Origin of the sequence: Streptomyces sp. NBC_01750 (assembly GCF_035918095.1) — a bacterium.
Taxonomy (GTDB): Bacteria; Actinomycetota; Actinomycetes; order Streptomycetales; family Streptomycetaceae; genus Streptomyces.
In genome coordinates this window covers 105,118-126,270 of sequence record NZ_CP109137.1, presented here as the reverse complement: position 1 = coordinate 126,270, position 21,153 = coordinate 105,118, and the positions used below count along the sequence as shown (strand labels likewise).

Annotated in this window: 18 protein-coding genes and 1 pseudogene; 14 read left to right on the top strand and 5 right to left on the bottom strand. The window is 67.7% G+C overall.

Annotation, left to right across the window (positions count from 1 at the left end; genetic code table 11):
* The first annotated feature begins 10 nt into the window (after positions 1-10).
* The 7 genes and pseudogenes from OG966_RS00500 to OG966_RS00470 all read left to right on the top strand — a co-directional run bounded on the left by OG966_RS00500 (position 11) and on the right by OG966_RS00470 (position 10,949).
* The gene (locus OG966_RS00500) at positions 11-811 is read left to right on the top strand and encodes an ATP-binding protein (RefSeq protein ID WP_326647284.1); all 801 of its coding nucleotides are present in this window, start codon (positions 11-13) and stop codon (positions 809-811) included.
* On the top strand, positions 805-1,623 hold the full coding sequence (locus tag OG966_RS00495) for an ATP-binding protein (protein WP_326647283.1): 819 nt from the start codon (positions 805-807) through the stop codon (positions 1,621-1,623). Before OG966_RS00500 ends, OG966_RS00495 begins: the two co-directional genes overlap by 7 nt.
* Positions 1,620-2,015, top strand: a complete 396-nt coding sequence (locus tag OG966_RS00490; RefSeq protein ID WP_326647282.1) for a hypothetical protein — start codon at positions 1,620-1,622, stop codon at positions 2,013-2,015. Before OG966_RS00495 ends, OG966_RS00490 begins: the two co-directional genes overlap by 4 nt.
* 191 nt (positions 2,016-2,206) lie before the next feature.
* Positions 2,207-3,064: pseudogene (locus OG966_RS40585) on the top strand (IPT/TIG domain-containing protein); the annotation flags it as partial.
* 577 nt (positions 3,065-3,641) lie between these two features.
* Positions 3,642-9,335 carry an RHS repeat-associated core domain-containing protein gene (locus OG966_RS00480; protein ID WP_326647280.1) on the top strand — a complete coding sequence of 1,898 codons (5,694 nt, stop codon included), beginning with the start codon at positions 3,642-3,644 and terminating at the stop codon, positions 9,333-9,335.
* A 2-nt stretch (positions 9,336-9,337) separates the two neighbouring features.
* The gene (locus tag OG966_RS00475; RefSeq protein WP_326647279.1) at positions 9,338-9,778 is read left to right on the top strand and encodes an SUKH-3 domain-containing protein; all 441 of its coding nucleotides are present in this window, start codon (positions 9,338-9,340) and stop codon (positions 9,776-9,778) included.
* Positions 9,779-9,887: 109 nt separating this feature from the next.
* Positions 9,888-10,949 carry a Dyp-type peroxidase gene (locus OG966_RS00470; protein ID WP_326647278.1) on the top strand — a complete coding sequence of 354 codons (1,062 nt, stop codon included), beginning with the start codon at positions 9,888-9,890 and terminating at the stop codon, positions 10,947-10,949.
* A gap of 88 nt (positions 10,950-11,037) precedes the next feature.
* On the opposite strand, the gene OG966_RS00465 is transcribed toward OG966_RS00470, so the two are convergent.
* The gene (locus OG966_RS00465) at positions 11,038-12,108 is read right to left on the bottom strand and encodes a hypothetical protein (protein WP_326647276.1); all 1,071 of its coding nucleotides are present in this window, start codon (positions 12,106-12,108) and stop codon (positions 11,038-11,040) included.
* Between the two features lie 241 nt (positions 12,109-12,349).
* On the opposite strand from OG966_RS00465, the gene OG966_RS00460 reads away from it, so the two are divergent.
* The 3 genes from OG966_RS00460 (at position 12,350) to OG966_RS00450 (ending at position 14,525) form a co-directional block, all read left to right on the top strand.
* Entirely contained in the window at positions 12,350-12,577 is a 228-nt protein-coding gene (locus tag OG966_RS00460) for a helix-turn-helix transcriptional regulator (RefSeq protein WP_326655030.1), read from the top strand.
* Positions 12,578-12,621: 44 nt separating this feature from the next.
* A protein-coding gene (locus OG966_RS00455; protein ID WP_406730098.1) for an IS5 family transposase occupies positions 12,622-13,496 on the top strand; the annotation gives its coding sequence in 2 pieces (ribosomal slippage) (positions 12,622-13,011 and positions 13,014-13,496; 873 coding nt in all).
* Between the two features lie 105 nt (positions 13,497-13,601).
* A complete protein-coding gene (locus OG966_RS00450) occupies positions 13,602-14,525 on the top strand; it encodes a hypothetical protein (RefSeq protein ID WP_326647274.1) in 924 nt (307 codons plus the stop codon).
* A gap of 351 nt (positions 14,526-14,876) precedes the next feature.
* On the opposite strand, the gene OG966_RS00445 is transcribed toward OG966_RS00450, so the two are convergent.
* The 3 genes from OG966_RS00445 to OG966_RS00435 form a co-directional block, all read right to left on the bottom strand.
* Positions 14,877-15,401, bottom strand: a complete 525-nt coding sequence (locus OG966_RS00445) for a hypothetical protein (protein ID WP_326647273.1) — start codon at positions 15,399-15,401, stop codon at positions 14,877-14,879.
* Between the two features lie 107 nt (positions 15,402-15,508).
* Positions 15,509-16,063 carry a hypothetical protein gene (locus OG966_RS00440; protein ID WP_326647271.1) on the bottom strand — a complete coding sequence of 185 codons (555 nt, stop codon included), beginning with the start codon at positions 16,061-16,063 and terminating at the stop codon, positions 15,509-15,511.
* Positions 16,060-16,386, bottom strand: a complete 327-nt coding sequence (locus tag OG966_RS00435; protein WP_326647270.1) for a PadR family transcriptional regulator — start codon at positions 16,384-16,386, stop codon at positions 16,060-16,062. The genes OG966_RS00440 and OG966_RS00435 overlap by 4 nt, the downstream gene beginning before the upstream one ends.
* 1,779 nt (positions 16,387-18,165) lie before the next feature.
* Between OG966_RS00435 and OG966_RS00430 the strand changes: the two genes are divergently transcribed.
* Positions 18,166-18,378, top strand: coding sequence for a tyrosine-type recombinase/integrase (locus tag OG966_RS00430; protein WP_326655029.1), 213 nt, complete (start codon positions 18,166-18,168; stop codon positions 18,376-18,378).
* Between the two features lie 87 nt (positions 18,379-18,465).
* Here the strand turns inward: OG966_RS00430 and OG966_RS00425 are convergent, their stop codons facing one another.
* On the bottom strand, positions 18,466-19,509 hold the full coding sequence (locus OG966_RS00425) for a hypothetical protein (protein WP_326647269.1): 1,044 nt from the start codon (positions 19,507-19,509) through the stop codon (positions 18,466-18,468).
* 198 nt (positions 19,510-19,707) lie between these two features.
* Between OG966_RS00425 and OG966_RS00420 the strand changes: the two genes are divergently transcribed.
* From OG966_RS00420 to OG966_RS00410, 3 genes are all read left to right on the top strand, one after another.
* Positions 19,708-19,971, top strand: a complete 264-nt coding sequence (locus tag OG966_RS00420) for a helix-turn-helix transcriptional regulator (protein WP_326647268.1) — start codon at positions 19,708-19,710, stop codon at positions 19,969-19,971.
* 328 nt (positions 19,972-20,299) lie between these two features.
* Complete coding sequence (locus OG966_RS00415; protein ID WP_326647267.1) at positions 20,300-20,551, top strand: hypothetical protein; 252 nt, start codon at positions 20,300-20,302, stop codon at positions 20,549-20,551.
* Between the two features lie 131 nt (positions 20,552-20,682).
* Positions 20,683-21,153, top strand: a complete 471-nt coding sequence (locus tag OG966_RS00410) for a hypothetical protein (RefSeq protein ID WP_326647266.1) — start codon at positions 20,683-20,685, stop codon at positions 21,151-21,153.

Sequence of the window (21,153 nt, the reverse complement as noted above, 5' to 3'; positions counted from 1 at the left end):
ACGTAAGCACATGCCCAAACGCCGCACCGAGCCGACAGCGGGCCAGCCCGCCACGGCACCGCGCCGTCGGCCCGATCTGCGCCCGCAGTTTTTCCTCGACCTTGAGGACTCCACGCTGGTCGTCACCGACACGCTGCTGCAGATCAAAGACACCGTCGTCGACACCGTCGAGTCGAGAGCCATGTGCGTGGTCTACGGCGAAGCGGGGCTCGGCAAGAGCTTCAGCACCCGCGCCACGATCCAGGAAATGAACCCCGACCTGATCCTCCCGCTGGACTTCGCTCGCTCCCGGCCCGGCCCGAAGGATCTGCGCGAGGAGCTATTCCATCAGATGAACCTGAGCTGCAAGATGCCGGGCACCCCCACCGCGTTCGACAAGCTGCTGCGCGAGACCCTGCCGCGTCGCCCGTATGTGATCGTGTGCGACGAGGCTCAGCAGTACCGGCGGGAGAACTTCGAGTTCCTGCGCAAGCTGTGGGACAACTGTGCTCCCAAGCCCGCCATCTTGTTCGTCGGCGGGCGTGAGGCATACGAGACCCTGCAAAGCGACCCGGCGCTGGCCTCGCGGATCTACATCCGCCTGGAGATCCTGGCCATGACCGAGGACGAAGTCCTCCAGGCCGTACCCGACTCCCACCCCGTATGGCAGGACGCCGACAAGGCCTTGCTGAAGCGGATTGACACCCAGTACACCCTCGGCTCCTTCCGCGAGTGGGTCAAAGTCACCAAGCACGTCCTCAAAGGTATGGAGCACTTCGGCGCCGAGAAGGTCGACGACCGCATTGTCGACTGGGCCCTGGCCCGGTGCTGACCGCCACCACCCCGCCAGTCCCGGCGGCCACGGAGTCCTTCACCCTCGCCGACGAACCCGCGACTCAGGCACTGCACTTCCTCAGCCTGGCCGGGGCACGCACCGTCATCACGCCCGGCCTGACGGCCGTCGGGCACGCGCTCGTCGACGCCTACCAGCAGCAGCGCTTCCTGTGCGTGTCCGGCGACGCCGGCGTCGGAAAGACCTTCGCCGTCCACACCACCGCCCTCACCCGATTCCCCAACGCGCATCTTCTGCTGCGTCTGGGAGCCCGGCCCGGACCTGCCGACCTGCGCGCCCACCTGCACCACACCCTGAGGCTGAAAAATGACCCGCCGCGCGACCCGGCAGCCGCCGACTCCCTCATCCGCCGCGCGCTCGGTGCCGGGCCGCGCATCGTGCTCGTCGACGAAGCCGACCGGATACCCGACTCCTGCTTCGAGTATCTCCGTTTCCTGCACGACGACCGTCCCAGCGGACTGTGCGTGGTCCTGATCGCCGGACAGGGCGGTGAACGGGCCCTGCGCGCCCAGCAGATGCTCCACACCCGCACCGCAGCCTGGCTCACCCTCCAGCCGCTCACCCGCGACCAGATCCCCCAGGCCATTCCCGCCCTGCACCCGCTGTGGCACACCGTTCCACCTGATCACCTCTGGACACTGGACGGCCACTTCGCCTGCGGCAGCCTGCGCCGCTGGGCCCTGCTCACCCACCACGTCCAGCGCGCCCTGACGGCCACCGGCATCGCCCGCCCCGACGGCGGCCTGCTGCGGCAGGTCATCCGCCGCATCGACACCTCCCGCCGCCCATGACCTCACCCACCGACCCCGCCACAGGAGCAGCGGCGCCGCCCGTCACGCTGCTGCTGGACACCCACGACGACCGCACCATCCACGCCGCCGCCTACCAGCGCGCCCGCCCCGACCGCGGCCGCATCACCACCGACCCCACCCCACACACCAGCAGCCTCGCCTACCTCGCCCTGGACCTGCTGCGCGCCATGGGCCGCGACAGCTTGAGCGCAGGTCGGCGGGCCTCAAGGCATGGGCCTCGTCTCGTGCAGGCCGTCCTGGTCCCGATCCGTAACGCGGTTTTCATGAACTCCCTTGCGGTTTCGGGCAACCTGCAGCTGGGTCGGCCGGGGGGTTCTTGCCTTTCTGAGGGGGGCCGTTGGGGCGGGAGTGCCCTGGCTGGACGGCTATGAACACCCTTGCCCCCGAGTGGGAACGTGTGATCTATTGCCTGGCCTGTTCTGGGCTGGCGCGTGAGTGAGCTCGGCCAACTCAAGAGCGGTGGTGACTACTTGTGGGTAGGTTGTGACGCCTCGCATGGGGAGTGCGGGGTTGATGAGTCCTGGTGTGACTCATCAGGGGGACTCTAGGGGGCGCGGTGCGCATGCGCGGCGAACGATTCGGGGTACGGCTTCCTTTCCGCGGACGGCTGTTGACCGTGGGCACACTGGTGCTGGCGTTGGCGGCTGGCACGGTGTCGGCGCAGGCCGAGTCACCCATTCCGGCGCGCTCCGGCCGCGCTTCGGCCAGCCCTTCAGCCTCGTTGCCTGCTTCCGGGGCGCCGAAGCGAGGTGACTCCGCGCCGCTTTCCGGCCAGCGCGGGGACAAGCCGTCGGTGTCTGGGACGGTGGCGGAGCCGACGACGGACAACGCGGTGTATGCCTACGACGCTGCGGGTCGTCTGGTGGGTGTGACGGACCCGGGCGGTGAGACCGCCCGGTACCGCTACGACGCGGCGGGCAACCGGCTGGGCGTTGACCGGTTCGCCTCCAGCCAGCTCACGGTGCTGTCCCTGGTGCCCCTGCGGGCGGCCGCCGGCGGGACAGTGACTCTGTCCGGTACCGGCTTCTCCACCACCGCGACGTCGAACATGGTCACGTTCGGATCGAAGACGGCCGAGGTGATCTCCGCATCGGCGACGCAGCTGAAGGTGAAGGTCCCGGCCGGCGCGGAGGCCGGCAAGATCGCGGTCACCATCGGCGGGAAGACCGCGCAGTCCCCGGAATCGTTCACGCTCGCACCCGCCGGGCCGAGCGTGTCAAAGCTCGCGCCGGCCTCCGGGACGGTGGACACACAAGTGGTGCTGTCCGGGAATGGGTTCGCCACCGCTGCCACCGACAACGTGGTGCGATTCGGCGGAGGAGTCGTCGCCGAGGTTGTGACGCGTACTGATACGGCGCTGACGGTCAAGGTACCCCCGGGGGCAGTGAACGGCCCAGTGTCAGTGGAGACACCCGACGGTCAGGCCCGCTCGACCGCTGCATTCCAGGTCACGCCCGCTCCCGGCGGTCAGTTGGAGTCGTCGGAGATCACCTCCGTGGCCGATGACACCCCGCCTCGGGTCTCCGTCACCACTGTCGGCAACTTTGCCGAAATCCGTTTCGAGGCGGACCAGAACGAGGACATCAACTTCGGCTTCACCCAGTCGACGTTCACCGCGCCGGTACGTCTGCGTCTGATTGACCCGCAGGGCAAGGAGATTGCCTCCTCAAGCGTGCTCGGGCCGCAGGCCTCCGGAGAGTGGGCGTACGCCAATCTGCCCGTCAGTGGCCAGTACGCGCTGATCCTTTCGCCGGGAGGCAGCAACATCGGTGCGGTCACGGTCACCGTGTCGAACCCGGCGACCGGCGACCGGCGAGCTGGATCCGACGACGCCGCCCACGTCGCTGACCATCGGCCGGCCGGGCCAGAACGGCATCGCCCGCTTCACAGCACAGGCCGGTCAGCGACTATCCCTAGGCGCCACTACTGCTGGATTCCCCTCCCACAACACGCTCACCCTGCGCCGCCCGGACGGAACGACGCTCAGCACGCTCCTCGTGCCCAACAATGCCCCCGAGGAGTGGGACAGTGCCCCGCTGACCGCGGCCGGAACCTACACCGTCGCCATCGACCCCAACGGAGTCGGCACCGGCACCCTGACCCTGACGCTGTCCCTCTCCGCCGACGCAGGCCAACTGTCCACATCAGCGGAGCCCACAAGGGCGGACGTGGTGCGTGCCGGACAGAACGCGGAGGCGACCTTCCAGGCCGACGCCGGCGCCGACCTGTCCTTGGGGATCACCAGCAACGCGTTCCGCTCGACCGTTTACGCCAGCGTGATCGCGCCGTCCGGAACAGCCGTGGTCGACAGGTCACCCCTGTTGGCCGGCGCTGCGGCCACCATCGGTCTGAGTGATCTGCCCGCGACCGGTACGTACCGCATCGTGATCGATCCGTACCAAGGAGCCACCGGGTCACTGGCGTTGAGCCTGTCCGAGGATGTCCGGACACCGATCACCGCCGACAACCCCTCGATCGGGGTGGCGTTCGCCCGCCCGGGGCAGCGGGTACGGGCCGAGTTCACCGCGCCGGCAACCAGGTCGCTGGGCTTCGCCGTGACGGGCAACAGCGTTGCTCAGCCCACCGAGGTCTACCTGCGGCCCGAGGGAGGCACGAGCCAGTACATCGCCACCATCTCCCCGGCCACGGACGGCGTTGCCTACATGCCGGGACTGACACCCGGCACAAAGTACGCGGTTCTGCTGGTGCCTACCGAAACGGCGACCGGCCATATGACGCTGTGGCTGTCGAAACCCGTCGCGGCCGGTGCGCTGTCGACGACCAACCCCTCCGGCATGGGCGAGACCACCCGACCTGGCCAGGAACTGCAGTTCACGGTCGAGACGGTGGCCGGCGACGGCACGGTCGTGCGTTTCACCGACAGCACCCTCGACGGGGACATTTCCCTCGTCACGCCCAGCGGCGTGCTGCAATCCAAGGCATCGTCGCTGTTCGGGAGCACCGGGGAAGCAGATCTCCGGGCACCTCTGTCCGCCGGCACCTGGACCGTACTGCTCCATCCCTTCCGGACAGCACCGGGCAAGGCCACAGCCGCCTTGGTTCCCGACGTGGTGGGCGGCACCCTGACAGTGGGCGGCGCCAAACAGCAAGCCACGATCGCCTCTGCCGCACAGAACGCCCGCTTCACCTTTACCGGCACCACAGGACAGCAGCTCACCCTCGCAGTGGATGCACCCCCCTTTGCCTGGTACGTATCGGTGTACGGGCCGGACAACAAGTGGCTCGTCAACGGCCGATACATGAGCAAGACGGCCCTGTCCACGGCTCTGGCCGCACTGCCGAGCGACGGCGTCTACACCGTCACCGTGGACCCCGACGCCCAGGCCACCGGAACCATCAGCCTCGGCGTCAAAACCACTGGTACGACCAAGGCACAAGCGCTGACTGACGGCCACACGGCGACAGCCACCCCTGCCCAACAGCCTTCCCCACCCGGCACGATGCCGACCGGGCCGGATGCCTGGCAGCCCGGCAAAGCGAACCTGCGTGGCGACGACTGGATCACCCACCACGACACGGCGCCGAAGACGCCGCCCCAGCTGCGGGCACCGCCCGGAGCGACAGCGCTGACCGGCCGGGTCCTCAAACTCGACGGCACGGCACTGGCGAAGGTCACGGTGTCGGTCGGCAAGAAGACCACGCGCACCGACAGGACGGGTCGCTTCCTGCTGGCAGGCATCAGCCCGGACGCCACGACGGTCGTAGTCGACGGATCGAGCGCGAACACGCGCCAGCGCTCCTACGGCCGCTTCGACATCCGTATCCACCCGGTCCCGGGGCGGAGCGTGGACCTCAGCTTCCCCGTGTGGATGACCCCGCTGGACACCAAGCACACCTTGCGATTCGAGGCCCCGGCCAGGACCGATCTCGTCCTCAAGACACCGCAGATCCCCGGACTTGAGGTGCGCCTGCCCAAGGGCTCGGTGGTCCGCGACGAGCACGGCAAGACGGTCACCGAACTCGGGATCACGGCTATCCCGATCGACCGGCCGCCGTTCCCGCTGCCGGACAACGGCGTGGTGCCCGTGTACTTCACCGTGCAGCCGGGCGGCACCTACGTGTTCCCCAAGGGCGCGCAGCTCATCTACCCGAACTACACCCACGAAGCCCCCCGCACCCCGGTTGAGTTCATGGACTACGACCCGAGGAAGAAGGGCTGGTACGTCTACGGCCGCGGCCAGGTCTCCGCGGACGGTCGTCAGGTCGTCCCGGACGCCAAGACCCGGGTGTGGGCCTTCCACGGCGCCATGTTCAACATCGCCGATCTCGTGCCCTGGGACATGTCCTGGTTCAAGGACGTCGCCGACTGGCTGTCCGGTGACCCCGTCGAGTTGAGCACTGGCATGCTCACCGACTCCCGCACCGATCTGGCCGTCTCCGACGAGCGCGGCTCCGTCGAAGCCACCCGCACCTACTGGCAGGGCGACACCCACAAGCGGGCCTTCGGCATCGGCCGGGACCTCATGTACAACGCCTTCCTCAACTCCAAGCACTCCTGGCAAGAAGTCGACCTGTACCTCCCCGGCGGCAGCACAGTCCACTACGTCCGCACCTCGCCGGGCACCGGCTATCCCGACGCCGTGTTCGAACCCAAGGACACGCCGTCCGAGTTCCGCGGCTCGAAGATCTCCCACACCAGCAACGGATGGGAACTGCGGTTCCGCGACGGCACTGTGTGGATCTTCCCGCAGTACGCGCCGCTGAAGCAGATCAGAGACCGGCACGGCAATACCATCACCATCGTCCGCCGCGACGGAGCCCGCGGCGACGTCACCCGTGTCGTGTCCCCGGCCGGCCGGTGGATCAGCTTCGGCTACGACGCCGACCACCGCGTCACCGGAGCCCGCGACAACGCCGGCCGCACCACCACCTACACCTACGACACCTCGGGCCGGCTCGCCACGGTCACTGACCCGGCCGGCAAGCCCAGCAGCTACACGTACGACGGCACGTCGAACCGCATCAAGACAGCGACCGATGCCCGTGGCGTCACCTACATGACCAACACCTTCCATCCGGATGGGCGGGTCAAGGAACAGACCCTCACTGAGGGCGCGAAGTACAGCTTCGCCTACACACAGACCGGCACCGGACAGGTCACCTCCTCTACGATCACCGAGCCGGGCGGCGCGGTGCGGCGGGTGGAGTTCGACGCGGCTGGCTACGGTGTCAAAGACACGCAGGCATTGGGATCCGCGCTCGCCCGCACGACGGAGTACGAGCGCGGCAGCTACCACCGCGTCGATGCGATCAAGGATCCGTACGGGCGGCGCACCACGCTCACGTACGACGCGAACGGCTACGTCACCCAGGCCACCGAACTCGCCGGCACACCACAGGCCCGCACCACCGGCACGGCTGCCTTCAACGGCCCCTACGACCAGCCCACCACTGTCACCGATCCGCTGGGCAACCCCACCAACCTCACCTACGGCGCCGACGGCAACCTCGAGAAGGTCACCGACCCGGAAGGCCGGGCCACCGCCTTCCAGTACACACCCCAGGGCCAGATCAAGACGGTCACCGACGCCGCAGGTGCGGTCACCGACTACGCCTACCGCAACGGCGAGCTGGTCACGGTCAAGGACGCCGAGGGCCGTGCCGCGAGCCAGTTCACCGACGCGGCCGGCCGCCCGACCGCATTCACCGACCCCGCAGGCGCCGCGACCACCATCGTGTTCGACAAGCTCAACCAGACCCGCAAGGTCGCCGATCCACTCGGCCAGCCGATCACCTTCGACTACGACGACAACGGCAACCTCACTACCCTGACCGACGCCCGCAACAACACCACAACCTGGGCCTACGACAACGCCGACCGCCCGAAAACGGTCACCGACCCGCTCGGCGCCAAAGCCCAGTTCGAGTACGACGCGGCAGATCGCCTGACCAAGGCCACCAGCCGCTCCGGCAAGGTCGCCACCGCTGCCTATGACCTTCTCGACCGCCCCCAGAGCGCGAAATACGGCGTCAACACCACCGGGCAGGCCGAATCGACTGCCACCTACGGCTACGACGAACTCGACCTGCCCAAGTCCATCGTCGACACTCAGGCAGGCACCGAGACCTTCACCTACGACGCGTACGACCGCCTGCGCTCCACCACCGGCCCAACGGGCACCGTCAGTTACGGCTACGACGACTCCGATCGCCGCACAGAGATGACAGCAGCTGGCCTCACCACCCGCTACGGCTACGACAAGTCCAGCATCCTCGCCTCGATCACATCCGGCCCGCAGAACGTCACCTTCGGCCTGGACACCGTGGGCCGCGAAAAGACCCTGACCCTGCCAGGCGGCATCACCCGCACCACCGGCTACGACAAAACTGGCACGATCACCTCCATCGGCTACGCCCGCGGCGGCACAACGATGGGGAACCTCGCTTACACCCGCGACGTGCGCGGCCTGCAAACCGGACAGGCTGGCAGCCTCACCAGTGTCGCCCTCCCGGCGGCGGAGACCGGCGCCGTCTTCGACAAGGACAACCGCCTCACCACCCTCGGAGGCCGTTCCTTCGACTACGACAAGGACGGCCAACTCACTGCCGACGGGCAGCGCACTTACACCTGGAACGCCCGGGGACAGCTCATCGGACTGGCCAAGACCGACGGCACGAACTCCGCCTTCGCCTACGACCCGCTCGGCACCCGCACCACTTCAACCGTCAGCGGAACCACCAGGAAGTCCCTCACTGACGGCTCCAACCCTCTGGTCGAACAGACCCAGTCCGGCCAGACATCGGCCACGGTGGCCACCGCGGGCCTGGACCAGTACCTCACCCGCACGGAGGACGGCCAGACCCAGACGTACCTCACCGACGCACTCGGCAGCGTGGTCGGACTGGCCAACGCCGACGGCACGGTCGCCACCCGCTACACCTACGACCCCTACGGTCAGCCCACAACAGAGGGCACGGCGTCTTCCAACCCGTACACGTTCACCGGACGTGAAAACGACAGCACCGGCCTGCTCTACTACCGCGACCGCTACTACGACCCCCAGACCGGCCGCTTCATCTCGCAGGATCCCAGCGGCCACGCTGGGGGCCCCAACCTCTACCAGTACGCCCTCAGCTCGCCCACTGCCTATACCGACCCCACCGGCAACAACCCCATGCTCGTCGGCTGCGTCATCGGTGGTGCGCTCGGAGGCGTGCTCGACTGGGGGGCGCAACGCCTGTCCGGCCGCAAGGTCAACTGGGGACAGGTCGGAGGAGCGGCTCTCCTGGGATGTCTGGAAGGCGGACTGGGAGGAATACGCTGGGGCGAGCGCGCCGTCAGAGCAGCCCGCGATGCCGCAGACACCGCGGCGGCCATGTCGTCGAGACTCCGGCCCGGTGTGTCCGAGGCGATCGAACTACCGAACTCGGGACGGGTCATCGCGAGCACCAGCATCAAGGGACCTGCCCCTGCACTGCACCCAAGGATCCAAGACATCCTGGACAGCATTCCGAAGTCGCAGCGCGGAAGTGGTCATGGAAAATGCGGACTTCCGGTGTGTCTGAGTCAGGCCCTTAACTCGGGTGCTGACCCGACCGGCTCCAAGGTGGCAGCATTTGTCATCCGGGCCAGCACGAAGCATAAGAAGCACGGCTATCCGGTAGGGCCATGCCGAAGCTGCCAGTCTTTGGTCAAGAGATTTAAGCTCGACTTTCTGACAGGGAAATAATGATGGCGCGATTCTCACAGGAGACCGAGAAGGTCCTCCGATCGTCAGGATGGAAAGACGGCCGTCTCGTGGATGTCTCCCGATGGCGCTCCCACTTCGAGGCCAACGGCATTACGATGCATGATGCCGCGAAGCGATTCCTCTCAGAGTTCGGCGGAATCACCGTCAAAGTGAAGGGCCCAGGAATTACACGGGCGCGAGAGCCCTTCGAGCTGAATCCACTCCTTGCTGAAGGGGAGGAGGAGAGGTTCCTGGAGTGGGGCGAGGAAATCGGCGTGTCCCTCTTCCCTCTCGGCGAACTGGACGACGGAAGATACTTTCTCGGGATCGACGAGGAAAGCAGAATCTACATCGTCATCGACTGGGTATCCCGGTTCCGGGCCGGAGACGATGCGCTGGAGGATCTGATCCTCGGGATGGAGGCCGAGCACGTCGCCGGCTGATGAGAACGACTCATCAGCCCCGGCGACCTGGCCAACGGCTGCCCTCTTGGTCCGCCTCTGGCGGGTTGCGAGGGCGGCGGCCACCGGCCACGATCAGTGAAGAGTGGAAATGAAGCGACGCTCACTCCTCCTGGGAGCCACCCTGGCCCTGCCCGTGGGGGCCGTCGCTGTTGTCGCGGACTCTGGGGCAAGCGATGAAGAGGCCCTGCGTGATGTGCCGGAACTCCTTCGAAACTCCTTGCCGCAGCCCCACCAGGTCCTGGTTGCGCTGGATCTGAGGCCCGGTATCAACTCTCCGTCCCATGCTGCGCGGGAGTTGAGCCGAGTTTTGAGGCAGAACCGCAGGGACGGCACGCGTATGGGTATCGGGCTCGGACACGGCTTGTTTGCCGATGCCTCCCGGCGGCCGCGACAGTTGACGATGATGCCGTCGTTCGCGGGCGACGTACTCAACCCAGCTCAGAGCCATGGGGATGCCCTGATACAGATTGCGGGATCCACACACCAAGAGGTGCAGGCCGCGCGGGAGGATGTGGTTGCAGCCCTCACTGCTTGGCAAGCGAGGTGGCAGATAGTTGGGTTCCGGGCAGAGAATCGGACCGAGTACGGCAAGCCGCTGGCGATGAATCCGTTCCACTTCCAGGAGGGATTCGGCAACGCCTCCGGCGATCGGGGGATCGCGGACCGCGCTTTGGTCCGTGCCGACCAGAACGAACCCGCGTGGGCCGTTGGCGGCAGTTATCAGGTCGTACGCATCATCCGCCTGGCCACCGAACTGTGGGATAAAGACCCTGTCCACGAGCAGGAGCGAATCATCGGACGCCGTCGCGATGGACGATGGCTCGATGGCACACCTACCGGCGACGAACCGAACTTCGCTGCCGACCCGGCCGGCAGACTCACGCCGCTCGACTCCCATGTGCGCCGTGCCGCGCCCGACCGGCGCAATCCGCCGCCGATCGTACGGCGCGGCTACAGCTACGACCGGGGCCACGGCGACAGAGGGCTCATCTTCTCCTGCTTCCAACGGGATCTGGCCGCGGGCTTCAAGACGGTACAGAAACGCCTCGCAGGCGAGGCCATGGCCAAGTACCAGCTCACCACTGGTGGGGGTTACTTCTTCGTGCCACCCCCCGGCGACGCGTGGATCGAGGCGCTCTTCCCCGCCTGATGCCAGCCTTTGGCCGCGGCACCTGCGGCGCCCCCGGCCACCTGGCTCCCGGACCGATCGAGACAGCGGGCATGCCGCGCCTGTGTCTTCAGTCGCCCGGACATACGGGAGGGGCGGGCGTGGGGTGGGGGCGTGTTGTTGGCTGCGATGGTGTCCAGTGGAGTTCGTCGGTGGCGGGGTCGCAGGTCCATGACGTAAGCGTCCCGGCCGCGAGGAGTTGGTCGAGCAGCGTGCCGAGGCCGGAGGAATGGAGACCGCAGGCGCGACGCAGGCGGTCGGCTTCGACGCCGGTCCGTGCGTGGCCGGGGGAGTGGTGCGCTGCCAGTGCCAGTGCGCTCAGCCGCGCGTTGGCCGGCAGAGCCCTGAGCGGTGCTGCGGCGGTGATGCGTAGTGCCCAGTCGGCGGCCTGGAGACGGTCGGGGCGGCCGGGCGCCCGGCTCAGGGGGTCGATTAGCTGGGCGGTGAGGGTTCGGACGTGCGGGAGTGTGGTGCCGGGCTGCAGGACGCGGAGCCAGCAGTGCTGTTCCAACTCCGTCCAGAGTGCGGGGTCGTGGGCCAGGCGCAGGCTGCGCAGAAGTCCGATAGGCATGCGGACCTGTCCGCGGTTGTCGGCGCGCAGGGCGCACTGAACGGCCAGCAGTCGGGCTTCGGGGCAGATGCCGACGGGAAGTGCGGATGCGAGGTAGCTGAGCATGTCCTGGACGCGGACCTGCTCGGAGGGGCCACGTCGTCGCCTGGCGCGCTTCCCGCGGCCGGAGCCGGGACCGTCCTCGGATGGATGCTGTGCCGACGGGGCGGTGAGGGTGGTGTCGGGGACGACGGCTGCGTTGGGGGTGGCTGTGGCGCAGGAGGCGCAGATGTCGGCCAAGCGCCAGGTGCGGCCGCCGTGTTCGCGGGTGAGGACGAGCAGGACGGGTCCGGCGCAGCCGCGGTGGCGGGGGTGCCAGCGGCAGCCGCGTTCGTGGCACTGGCAGGTGCGGAGGTGGGCGGGGAGGGCGTCGCTGCGGGCGTGCCGGGCCAGGTGTGCCAGGGCTGCGGGCCGGGCGGAGGTTGCCTGCAGGGCCTGGCCGTGCGGTGAGCAGCGTGGGCAGTAGAGGGCCGGTCCGCCGTGTTGGGGGCGTAGTTCCACGGTCCAGGTGCGGGGCACCGGTGGGTGCATGGTGCACAGCCTCATGGGGCGCGCGTTCCTCCTGCCGTCGGCGCGGGGCCGGTCCGCTTCCAGTCCCCTCACCGATGGGGGAGTGGGGTGTTGGCCGCAACGTAGTGCAGACCTCTGCCCTGTCGCTGGCGCGGCCACCTGCGGAAATAGGGCAGAGGTCTGCACTGACAGGGCAGGGTTCTGCACCGTCGGATGGTGGGGTGACGATCTTCCCGCCCGACCCGACCCGAACCTCACCGCGCTGCGTCTGGAGCTGGCGCGGCTGAGGAGCGAGCGCGGCTGGACCTATGACGAACTGGCTAGCCGCAGCGGCCTGGCCAGGCGCACTCTCATCGAGATCGAGCAGGGCCGCACCATCGGATCCCTCAGGACCTGGCACGCCCTCGCCCACGCCTTGAGCGTGCCCGTCGACCACCTCTTCGCCACCCTCTGCGACGGGCACACGCCGCCCGCCGAAGCCGCCAACTAGGGTCTGTTGCGAAAGTGGATCTTGATCGGTGATGATCATGCGTTGTGGCGCGTGGAGATCTGACAGATGCACAGTGGTCGCGGCTGGAGCCGCTGCTGCCGATGGGCAAGAAGGCCGGGAGGCCGCCGGTTTGGACCAGGCGGCAGCTTATAGACGGCATACGGTGGCGGACGCGGGCGGGAACGCCGTGGCGGGATGTGCCCGAGCGGTACGGGCCGTGGGACCGGGTCTACGACCTGTTCCGCCGGTGGCAGCGTAACGGCACCTGGCACCGGATTCTGGAGCAACTGCAGGCCGATGCCGATGCGAAGGGCCTGATCACGTGGGACGTCAGCGTGGACTCCACGGTCTGCCGTGCTCATCAGCACGCCGCCGGGGCACGTAAAAAGGGGACCTTCAAAAGGAACCGCCCGGCGGCTTCGTCACCGAGCCCGACGACCACGCCCTCGGACGTTCCCGCGGCGGTCTGACTACGAAAATCCACCTCGCCACCGAGCAGGGACAGAAACCACTGTCACTGCTCATCACCGCCGGCCACCGGCACGACAGTCCCTACTTCCGCCCGGTCCTGGAGAAGATCCGAGTACGCCGTCCAGGCCCCGGACGGCCGCGAACCAGACCTGACAAGGTCCGGGGCGACAAGGCCTACGGATCCCGCGCCAACCGCGCCTACCTGCACGGACGCCGGATCGCCTGCACCATCCCGGAGAAGGCGGACCAGATCCGCAACCGCAAGAACCTCGGCTCCCGCGGAGGCAGACCACCGAAGTTCGACAGGGAAGACTACAAACAACGCCACGCGGTCGAGTGCGGCATCAACCGCCTCAAGAGACATCGCGCAGTGGCAACGAGGTACGACAAACTCGCCGTCCGCTACGAAGCCACCGTGCTGGTCGCAGCCATCAACGAATGGCTTTGACCAGCACTTTCGCAACAGGCCCTAGAAGCCGTCATCCGAACTGCCGAACTCATCGGCGGTGATGCCGCTTTGACGGTGATAAAGAGGTTCCGCACCAACGTCCACGTGGCATGGGCACTGTCGAATGCCTGGGACGGCTTCGACAGCCACGAATACGCCCGCGAAGTCCTCGCGCACATCCCCTGCGACGTCGGGGTGACCGTCCGCTCGCAAGAACAGCTGACAGAACTGTCCAGCCTGCAGACTGTCAAGGTTGCTTTCCGGGGGTCGTTCACGGCAGAGGAGATGGCCGCCCCACTAGCTTCGCGGGATCTGCAAGTGCTGAACATCGACTCCAATGCCGAACTGTCCGGGCTGGATTTCCTGCACCCGTATGCACAGCTGCTACGGCTCGGCCTTTTCAACTGCCCTCACGTAACGGACCTGACCCCCCTTGCCGCTGTGCCATCACTCGTCACCCTCGAACTTGATGACTGCAAGGGAATCGACATTGAAGGTCTCAAAGCCCTGCCGAGGCTAGGTTTCCTGAGTCTCAACATGGCCGTGCCTCATCAGGACGTCGGTGCACTGCCAGTCGGCACAGATCTCACCAGGCTGACCCTCGGAGGAGCCGCATGTGAAAGCCTCACCCTCGACGGCATCACCCGCTGGCCCAATCTGACCTGGCTATCCCTGGGAGGCCACATCGCTGGCTTTCCCCAAGCAGCCAAACTGCTTAAGCTCGAAGACCTCATCCTGGCGGACGATGCCAGTCTTTCCATGCTGAAGGAACTGCCGACCGTTCCACAGGTCACTGAGCTCTGGCTAGGGTCCTGGCATGACGAGGACGATCTCGCACTCGTGCGCAGCAAACTCCCGAGTCTCCGACGCGTGACCGTCTGGGCGCACGAGCGGGACACCACTGTGGACCTCACCCCGCTTCGCGATATGGTGGATCTCACCATCTATGTCCATGGAGCGCCCAGAGTCCTTGGTGCTGAACATTTCCCGGTCGGCGCCGTCATACGCAATCCTCGCCCCCGCGAGTGAGGGGGCTCCAGACCGGCCGGACCACGGCGACGAGTGGCACTACGCGCTGGGCAGTCCGCGAACGACGGGCACTGGTGGCTGCGCTGCTCCCGGGTGCGCGGGAACCGGTGAACATCGCCATTGCCCCCACAAGGAATGCGCAAGAAGACGCGGAATTCCCGGAGCCCAACTCGACGGTGCCCCCTGCAGCCCGGCTGCGAGGCGGCAAGCTCCTGCAGCTCCACCCGGCCGCTGGCGATCGGGCCCGCCGCGGTCCAGAAGACCGGCCAGACGGTACGAGTGCCGTACGCATAATGCCCCTTCCAGTTGGGCACCGTTACAACCCACTCGCGCTGCCCGCCGTCGCCGCGGTCAATGCGGATGTTGGCCATACAGCCGGGCCTCGCGCGCTGCCCTACGCTTCGTCAGCTGCTTGTGTAGCCACCAAGTCAGCTTCAGCATCATTCCTGCTCCCACCAGGCTCGCACCGCCCACTGGACCGTTCAGCCTGGCCAGGTAGAAGAGTCCGAATGCTGTACCAGCAAACGAAGTGATGACCGACAGCAGTATGGCGTTACTGCGGAGCCAGTCTCCAAGGAGTGAGTGGATCTCGCGCTGCATGTCGCCTGGGGCTAGGGGAGGGGTTTGCGAGGACCAGTTGGTCATGCGGTCACTCTTGCGTTGCCGAATGTGCTTTTGCACTGCCCGCGAAACGGGGGCGAACACGCCAGCGGCCCCGAGTCCGCCGACGGCGACCGCGCCGTTCAGCCGGAGCAACCAATACGCTCCGAACACGCCGCTTGCCCCGGCGATGATGTACCCGCAGGCGAATGCGAGGGTGCCAAGCACATCCCCTACGTGAGCTCGAGTCTGCTTCCGGACCTCGTTCAGGTCCATGGCCTTCCTCCTGGTCCCTCCATAGGAGGATATGAGGTGAACTCTCAGTTCTACATATGTAGAACCAAGGAGAAGAGGATCCTGCCAACACAGGAGCGCAGAGTCCCCTACAACGCTCCCGTGCCCGATCGGGCACGGGCTTGGTGCCTCCAGTCCGCGAAGATCATCCTGACTTCTCCGACTGCCTCTAGAGCACCCGCAGCGGTCAGACCACTGAAGAACAGGCCCAGAGCAAGGAGTTGCAGACCGTTCATTTCGGCGCCAAACACGAGGAGGCTGGCGAAACCAGCGCCTCCGAGGAGGATGCCGCTGCAGAGAGCGAGGGATTCGCCGATAGCTACGAGGGCTACTAATGCCGTCATGACGGTGGTCTCGATGGTTCGGCCCGCAGTGCTCACGGCATTGCGGAAGGTAGGACGGGACGAAGGGCGAGTTCGACGGGTAGCTCGAGAGTGCAGAGCCAGGCTGAGTGCGAATCGCAGAGTGGTGATCGCGCGCAGCAACCGCGAGAGCTTCTCCTCGTCTAAGGCGATCGCCTCGGCTTCGCTCGTCCATTCCATCTCACGGTCAGCCCGTTCGGCTTCGGGCAGTGCCCGACATGCCGTACGGATCAGAAACGTGGCGCAGCCCAACGCCAGTGTCGGCTCGTTATTGTCCTTCATGTACTGCGCCCTGGAGCGGGCCGGGCGATACCGACAGACCCAGGTGAGTTGTCGAGAGTGTGCTGGGCAAGCTCAAGCCGGGCCGTACGCACGCCTTCGCCGGTGAGTTTGTAGTAGCGCCGGGGTCGTTGTCTCTCCTCATTGGGAGTCTCCCACTCGGCGGTGACCATGTGCTCGCTCTCCAGCCGGGTGAGCAGTGGGTACAGAGTGCCGCTGGCCAACTTCGTCGCCTTCATCAGCTCGTACCCGTACCGCGGCTCAGTCGGCTTCTCCAGAAACGCCCGCAGGACGCTCTCTCGCTGGGGTGTCATCTTCGCGTCCATTCTGTCAGTCTCTACATATGTAGGGCTTGGCGCAAGCCTCCCGGGACCTTCCAGAGGTGCCTGGGGACCGATTGGGTGATGGGGGCACGAGTTGCGAGGCTCATCCGGACGAGTCGGCGACCGGTGCCTCGGCGTTAGTGTCGCTGATCGGGCAGGCTAGCCAGGGTGGATTCGCAGGACCACCACCGTCCGGGGCTCCTCGTCTGCGTCGAGTGGTGTTGCTCTCCAGGCGGTGGCGGTCTCGAGGCTGATCCCCAGCGACGACGGCCTCGGCGAGGCCGACTTGGACCAAGAAGGGCTGGCGCGGGGTGCTGGTCATCGAACGTGAGCGCACCGGCTGAGGGCCCAACTGAGGGAACGATAATGACCCTTACCCTTCCCTTCCTCCGATAGGCTGCCGCGCACGATCCGCAGGGGCGGACCGGCACTGAGGAGGAAGGGTGGTGGACCGGGAACTCATCGCGGCCATAGGGGCGGCAGCGGTGAGTGGTGTCGCCGCAGTAATCTCGGTCTGGCAGGCCCGGATCGCCAAGGGCGCCGCTCGCTCCGCTGAGACTCAGGCTCAGGCGGCCCAGGAACAGGTTGCCCTGATGCGGAGGCAGATCGAAGGCGAGGAAGAGGCCCGGCGGGAGGCCCGCGGGCCGAGCTTCTCCCCCTCTTACGAGAGGATCAGAAGGCACGCCGCCCTCCGGCAGCCGGTCGCCACAATCAAGCTGAAGCAGAACGACGGACCAGGCCTGACGTCCGCGAGGGTCAGCGTGAGCGGCGATGGCATCATCGGCCTCTACGTTCCGCCCGAAGTCCTCAGCGCAAGCGGGCCTGGAGAAAATCTCGGGCCCATGGCTCCGGGGGCCACGAAGGAAGTTCGGGTCGTGCTCGAACCAGCCGCACGAGTGCGGGGCACCACGGTCACATTCAACCTCCACTGTGAAGACGGGGGCGGCGCCATGTGGATCCGCAGTTACTCGTGCGACATTCCGCGGCCTCCCCGCGCGTCCGGCATCTAGGGGATACAGATGACCGAGCTGCAGAGCCGCCTCGATGGTGCGGTCGGCACCGTTCGGGTTGATCAACGTGACGACTGGCCGACCGAGGCCCGTGTACTGCGTGGTGAGTTGCTGGAACGGTACGGCGAGCACGAGCGCTGCCGGACGTCGCCGGTGGCTGGATCCCCTGTTGGCCCTCCGTCAACACCCACCGCACCTATGCCCGCGGCTTCCGGATGTGGGAGGCGTATGTGCGCGGACGCGGCGGGCACGTCCTGACGGCGGGCTTCCCGCTCGCCGATGCCTTTGCCCGGCACCTGGAGACCGAGCCGACGCTGCGCCGGGTCAAGGGCGGCCGGTACGGCGAGATGGCACTGACCGGCAAGCCGCGCTCGGATGCGTCCCGGGCGAACCTGCTGCCTGCCTGCCCCAGCTTCTACGGCTACGCGGTCCGCGCCCGCGCCGCCGAGACCGACCCGTTCGAGGCGGTACTCCGCCCTCTCGTCGACCCAGACGAATCCCCTACCGAGGGCCTGACCGAGGACGAGATGGCCAAGCTCATCGTGACCGCGACTGCGTGGTCGGCGCGCACCGAGGCATTGGTGAAACTGCTCTACCTGATGTGGCCGCGGGTAGATGAAGTCCTGGCCCGCGATGCCGACCAGCTTGGCTACGACCGCGGCCACCACGACCTGCCTCTGCGGGTCAAGGGCGGCAAGATCCGGCCCAAGCCCGTCGTGCCGCTCGCCCTGGACGCCCTGCAGGGCTCCTCGACGGCCGCACCACCGGTCCTCTGTTCGCGACAAGGGCCGGGGCGCGGCTGCGCGAGCCGGAGGTGTGGAAGCTGCTGCGCCGCCTCGCGGCCAAGGCCGGCCTGCCGCAGGCCGCCTCCATCAAGCCGCACGTCCTTCGGCACGGCTTCATCACCGACTCCCTCTACGTCGGCGTGCCGCTCCAGGACGCGGTCAACCACAAGGCCCCCCGTACCACCCAGCGCGACAACTGACGCCGCCGACGCCACGAGGCCCACCCGGGTCGGAGCCGTATCCCGGGCATCCGGGATAGCGCACGGCAACAGTATGGGGGTGAGGCCTCACTTAACAGGGCGTACTGCGGGGCGCGAGGGGGTCCAGTGGAGTTCTTCGGTGTGGGGATCGCAGGCCCACGCTTTGATCGTCCCGGCCGTGGCGAGCTGATTGAGCAGTGTGCCGAGGCCGGAGGAATCGAGGCCGCTTGCGCGGAGCAGGCGATCGGTTTCCATGCTGGTTCGTGCATGGCCGGGGGATTGGTGTGCTGCCAGTGCCAGTGCGGTCAGTCGCGCGTTGGCTGGCAGACCCCTCAGGGGTGGGCTTGATGTGGCGCGTAGTGCCCAGTCGGCGGCTCGGTGGCGGTCGGGCCTGCCGGGTGCCCGGTTCAGAGTGTCGACCAGCTGGGCGGTGAGGGTTTGGTCGTGTGGGCAGATGGTGCTCTGCTGCGGCGCAAGGTGGAGCCAGCGGTGGCGTTCCAGTTCGTGCCAGGGCGTGGGGTTGTGGTTCAGGCGCATGCTGCGCAGGAGTCCGGAGGGTAGCCGTACCTGGCCGTGGTTGTCGGCACGCAGGGCGCACTGAACGGCCAACAGCCGGGCTTCGGGGCAGATGCCGACCGGAAGCGCGGAGGCGAGGTAGCTGAGCACGTCCTGGACGCGGACCTGCTCGGATGGACCACGTCGTCGCCTGGCGCGCTTCATGCGGCCGGAGCCGGGACCGCCCTCGGGCAGACGCTGCGTCGACGGGGCAGTGAGGGCGGTGTCGGGGACGACGGCTGCGTGGGGGGTGGCGGCGGCGCAGGAGGCGCAGATGTCGGCCAGGCGCCAGGTACGGCCGCCGTGTTCGCGGGTGAGGACGAGCCGGATCGGCCCGGCGCAGCCGCGGTGGCGGGGGTGCCAGCGGCAACCGCGTTCGTGGCACTGGCAGATGCGCAGGTGGGCGGGGAGGGTGTCGCTGCGGGCGTGCCGGGCCAGATGCGCCAGGGCTGCGGGCCGTGCCGAGGTTGCCTGCAAGGCCTGGCCGCCGGGGGAGCAGCGGGGGCAGTAGAGCACTGGTCCGCCGCGGTGGGGGCGCAGTTCCACGGTCCAGGTGCGGGGCACCGGTGGGTGCATGGTGCACAGCCTCATGGGGCGCGCGTTCCTCCTGACGTCGGCGCAGGGCCGCTCCGCTTTCCGCTCTCCTCGATGGGGAGCGAGGGTCTTGGCCGCACCGTAGTGCAGACCTCTGCCCTGCCGCTGGGGTGGTCACCTGCGGAAATAGGGCAGAGGTCTGCACTGACAGGGCAGGGGTCTGCACCGTCGGATGGTGGGGTGACGATCTTCCCGCCCGACCCGAACCTCGCCGCGTTGCGTCTGGAGCTGGCGCGGCTGAGGAGCGAGCGCGGCTGGACCTATGACGAACTGGCCCGCCGCAGCGGCCTGGCCAGGCGCACCCTCATCGAGATCGAGCAGGGCCGCACGATCGGATCCCTCAAGACCTGGCACGCCCTCGCCCACGCCCTCAATGTGCCGGTCGACCACCTTTTCGCCACCCTCTGCGACGGTCACGCGCCTCCCGCGGAGGCCGCCGACTAGCCCCGGCTGCACCGCTGTCGACAGATCACCCGATCTGGTCACCGAACTCACGCACACGTGCGACTGATCGCGCATCCGTTTCAATGAACTGGGCCGTTCGCGGGACCTTGACCGCGCGGGCGCCGTGTTAGCGTCGCGTCGCCTGTCACCTTCGCGGCCATGTGCTCTCTTACCACCGCGTCCGGCCGCCGCTGGGACGGCACCACCACGACGCCCTGGCGCCTGCGTTCCCTGCGGGTTCATTCAATGCGTCGCCCAGACCCGCCGGCGCCACCGCTGCCCCCACCCCGTCCTCGCCGCCGAGGGCCCCGCAGGTGTCTGGTTGCTCATGCTCGCCACCGCCGCCCGCGGGCAACTGGCCCTGCCCGCAGCCGACATGGCCGTATACGACCTCACCCGCCTGCCGTACACGGAGCAGCTGCGCTGGCGCACCCAACGCTGCACCGCCCACGCCACCGCGCCCCAGGCCGCGGACCTGGCCCTGGCGGACTGGGAGGTCTTCGACCCGCTGCTCCACCACCAGCACATCCACGCCCGCCTGCCCCTGCCCGTCAAGCACCGCCGCCAGGAGCAGGCATGAGAACAGCGCTCCAGGGTGTGGCAACCGCGGGAGCCGGTGTCATCGCCGAGACGGCGCTCGCCGTGCCCGCCCCACGCCGCCGGCCGTCGCCCGCACGCCGGTGTTCCTGTTCGCCGCGGAGGGGGTGAGCGGTGCGACACCATGCCCTTGAGATCACCCTGACCCGGCAAGCTACGCGAGCCGAACTCGCGCGTGCCGTCCGCGTCATGCCGCTCGCCGCCAACCACGACCGCACGCGCCTGATGACCCTGGCGAAGGCCAAGAACCCGGACCGGGCCCTGAGCCGCGTTCACCACCGACTCGCCGGCCTGCTGCCGGTGGATGTCGTGGCCACCCACTACCCGGACGCCGACCACTGCGTCACGCTCGCCGTCGACTTCAGCCCGGACACCGACAGCGTCATCCGCCGCGCCGCCAAACAGGCGGGCCAATCGCCCAGCGCCTTCGTCGAGCAGAGCATCCACCGTGCGCTGGCCCGCCACGCCCGTCAGGAAGCCGAACACCTCGACCACGCCCTGCAGGTGCTGCTCGCCCGCACCACCCCCGCCCGGCTCCTGGCCGCCGCCGGGCGCGCCCTCGCCCCCACCCCCGCTGGAACGTGA